At 41.0% G+C, this 3,657-nt stretch carries 4 protein-coding genes; all 4 read right to left on the bottom strand.

Going from position 1 to position 3,657, the window contains the following annotated elements; translation table 11 throughout:
• Positions 1-157 precede the first annotated feature (157 nt).
• A complete protein-coding gene (locus V7K38_RS07235; protein WP_334856593.1) occupies positions 158-2,377 on the bottom strand; it encodes a CHASE2 domain-containing serine/threonine-protein kinase in 2,220 nt (739 codons plus the stop codon).
• 210 nt (positions 2,378-2,587) lie between these two features.
• The gene (locus V7K38_RS07230) at positions 2,588-2,872 is read right to left on the bottom strand and encodes a hypothetical protein (protein WP_334856592.1); all 285 of its coding nucleotides are present in this window, start codon (positions 2,870-2,872) and stop codon (positions 2,588-2,590) included.
• A gap of 225 nt (positions 2,873-3,097) precedes the next feature.
• Entirely contained in the window at positions 3,098-3,445 is a 348-nt protein-coding gene (locus V7K38_RS07225; protein ID WP_334856590.1) for a F0F1 ATP synthase subunit gamma, read from the bottom strand.
• Positions 3,446-3,447: 2 nt separating this feature from the next.
• Positions 3,448-3,657, bottom strand: a 210-nt coding sequence (locus V7K38_RS07220; protein ID WP_334856588.1) for a hypothetical protein, incomplete at its 5' end; no start/stop codon positions are given.

The following is a 3,657-nucleotide window of genomic DNA, read 5'->3' as shown; positions in this document are numbered from 1 at the left end:
ATTTGTTATTTCGGCGAACTCATTTGTTATTTCGGCGAACTCATTTGTTATTTCGGCGAACTCATTTGTTATTTCGGCGAACTCATTTGTTATTTCGGCGAACTCATTTGTTATTTTGCCGCATCGTGAATTGACTAAGGTATATTAGAAATCGCAGTTATATCCGTTTCAAATCTTGTAAAATAGCGGCGGCTGATTGATAGCGATCGCTAAAATGATAACAAACCATTTTATCTAAAATTTCTCCTAATTCTTCACTCACTTGCACCGTTTCCCGCCACATCACATTACCAGTTTCTGGATCTGGGTAAAGTTCTTGTGGTGGTATTCCCGTTATAGCTTGAATACCAATCATTCCTAAAGCGTAAATGTCACTGCATAAGCGGGGATGACCGGCAAATTGTTCTGGAGGTGCATAACCCCGCGTCCCAATGGCTACTGTGGCTAATTCTGTTTGTTCGCTACTTGGCGGTTGCATCAATTTCACAGCGCCAAAGTCAATTAATACCAGCCGATTATCTTTAACACATCTAATAATATTAGTCGGTTTGATATCACGATGAATCACTCGATGCTGGTGAACAAATTCTAGAACTTCTAAAACTTGTTTAAGCATCCCTATCACAAATGATTCGTTTTGCACATTCTGCACAGGTGGTAACTCTTCACTTAAAGTATGTCCTTCAATATATTGTTGAATTAAATAGAATTCTTGGTCATCTTCAAAATAAGCCAGTAGTTCGGGAATTTGATGATGTTTACCCAAAGATTGTAATATTTCAGCTTCACTATTAAACAACCTGCGAGCAATTTGCAAAAAGCGTGTATCTTGACGGGCTGGCATTAACTTTTTAACTACACAAATCGGATTACCCGGTAGTTGAGTATCCTGTGCTAAATAAGTGCGACTAAATCCACCTGCACCAAGAACTTGAGAGATTTTGTAGCGTCCACCCAAAAGCAAATCACCTGATTTTATTTCTGGTGAATCAATTGGGGTAGGGAAATCAAGAGATGAATTGGGAATTGCTGTTTTGTCTTCTAAGAGTACATTTAATTCTGCGTAGGCGTAGCCCGTCGTAGACATCACTTCTTGTTGTTTTTCAACTTGCAAAATAATCACCTGAGTTTGTCGCTGATTGTAGTAACTAGTACAAGCAATCACGCAGATACTACTAATCACCAAACCAAGAGCAGAGGGAACTAATGGTACCCATCCGGCTTGTAAAAACAAAGCAACGCAGATTCCTACTAAACCGAGTAGAGTTGTCCCTACTACCACTAGCAAAAACAACGGATTTTGCCACCGCAATGCTAAAACACTACCTAAAAGCGACCAGCCCCATATCCAAATAAGTTCCGCCCAGTCAGGCCAATACCAAATTAGAGGTCGTCCATCCAACACTGTACTGATGAGTTGACTTGCTATCTGTGCATGAATAAACAGAGCAGGCATTCTAGCTGGTTGATCTGGCAAAGCGCTGTAGGGTGTATAAAAGCCGCCTGGAGGTAAATTAGTTGCTGTAGTGCCAATAATTACAAGACGGTCTTTGAATAAACTGGAGTTGACTTGGCCACTGAGGACTTGTGTAAGGGTTACTTGATCGGCGAGGCTGTCGGGGTGACGATAATTTAATAATATTTGATAGCCATTTGCATCCAGATGTTGGTAGCTACCAGAATTAGCTTGTAAACGTGGGAACAGTGTTTTACCTAACTGAAAATTACCTTTCTTAGTAAACTGGTATTCAATGCCTTGCTTTTCCAGATAATTAATTGCTATTAGCGCCCCAAATGCGAATGATGTTGTACATTTATTGTCTGTAGAGTTAGCAAATAACAAAGTGCGGCGAAGAATTTGGTCGTTTTCATTGTCAGCAACCACATCGCTAAACCCAACATTATCTATAGGAAAATTGGGCGGTGGTGGAATTTCATCTCTACCCAAGCTGCTGAACAAACAGGTGGTAATGATGTTGTCTTGATTTGGGAAATTATTTGCCAAATTGTTGTTTTCTGGTTGGAAAAGATATAAACCAACAATTCGCGGTTCATAAGACTCTATTTTCTTTAACAGCTGATTGATTGTCCTATTTGATAGAGTCCATTTCTCTCGTTTAAGATCGTTGTCAGTGATTTTTACCAGTAAAATTCGCTTATCAGGTTTTTGTGCTGGACGCGATCGCAACATTTGATCGTAAACTCTTAACTCCCAAGGCTGCAACCATTTGAGTTCCCGAATTCCCCAGATAAAGGCGGTTACTCCTACACTAGTAACTAAAATAATTTGCAACCAGCTTTTGCCCTTAAAGGTTTCACGGGAATCCTGAACTTTGACAAAGGGGACACGGAGTTTTTCTAATAATCCACTAATCACAGCGTTGTGGCGGTAGCCTGAATTGGTTAGATGTTGGTTGCAGGCGCAGAAGTTGATTTTCAGACTCTAGGTTAAAAGCTAATTAACCTGAGCTTCACTATTAATGTAGCAATTTACTTACTGATTAGAGACCTTGACATATTCCTAATGTTAAAGCATGACGTGTAACCTCAATCATAGAGTTAAGAAAAACAACGTCGCGCTCTGCGGCTAATCATCTGTTTGAGATGTTTGGGCATCTTCAACAGAATTGGCAATTGGGAAAGAAATAGGATTAGGAGATGGGGTTAGTGAATCTAACTGTGGTTGTTCGAGTGATGCTTCCATACTTGGATCGTCAAAATATGAGCCAATAATCTTATCATAGTTAGAAGCAACAGCTAAAAAAGCGCCACCCAAAATATAGATAGGTAATGGCAGATTAAATTCTTGCAACCAGTCAAACAGTTCCGCCAAGGCAAACAGCACCAAAAAGCAAGCAAGCCAAACCTTCACATTCTTATCCCCTAGATTGAAACAACTCTATTACTAGCTTAAATAGCTTGCTTGCATAATAGTTGATCTAGTAGACATCTCCAGAAAAGATTTAGTTACCTTAAATTTACATACAAATATCACGGGAATTAAGCCTCTCTCCGCTTGCCTAACGGCAGGCTAACGCCAACGGGGAGAGGTTTGGAGAGGGGTCTTAATTGATTTATGGAGATGTCTAGTATATAATTACCAACTGATCGCATAGTGGCTAATCTGTTCGTTGAATTGACCACACATCCCTTGCTCAGAACCAAAGATAATTACGCCGCAACGACCAAGGTCGCTCGTAAGGGATTGTGAGTAAGTTTTGAAGCCATCACCGTTATCATGTTGGAGGGAAGCATCATGTGTATGTGCTGCCTTGAGTACGACGTGCAAACCCATTTCGATTATCCGGTTACACTCAGCGAGGGACGCAACCGCCTGTTCGTATTGGTGGATGTTTAATGCTGCTAATACTTTCATCATTTTCACCACGGCTTGCAGCTCTTGGGCTGTGTGGATTTGGCGTTGCAGAAGCTCAATGGATGACATGGCTACTCCTTCCCATCCTTGGGATCTTTTATATCCTTCGTATCCTTGGGATCTTTTGTATCCTTCGTATCCTTTACAACTGTTGCGATAGCAGTTTTGGCAACCTTTAGTAAGGCATCGCGATCGCCATTCTTCAATACGGCTCCGCTTTCGATTTGTCGGCAAAGATCGGCTAATTCGGTGGATATGGCTTGGGCGATGGCAACCTCTGC

The organism is Nostoc sp., from assembly GCF_036917465.1.
GTDB lineage: Bacteria > Cyanobacteriota > Cyanobacteriia > Cyanobacteriales > Nostocaceae > Nostoc.
This window is presented reverse-complemented; position numbering and strand designations above follow the sequence as displayed.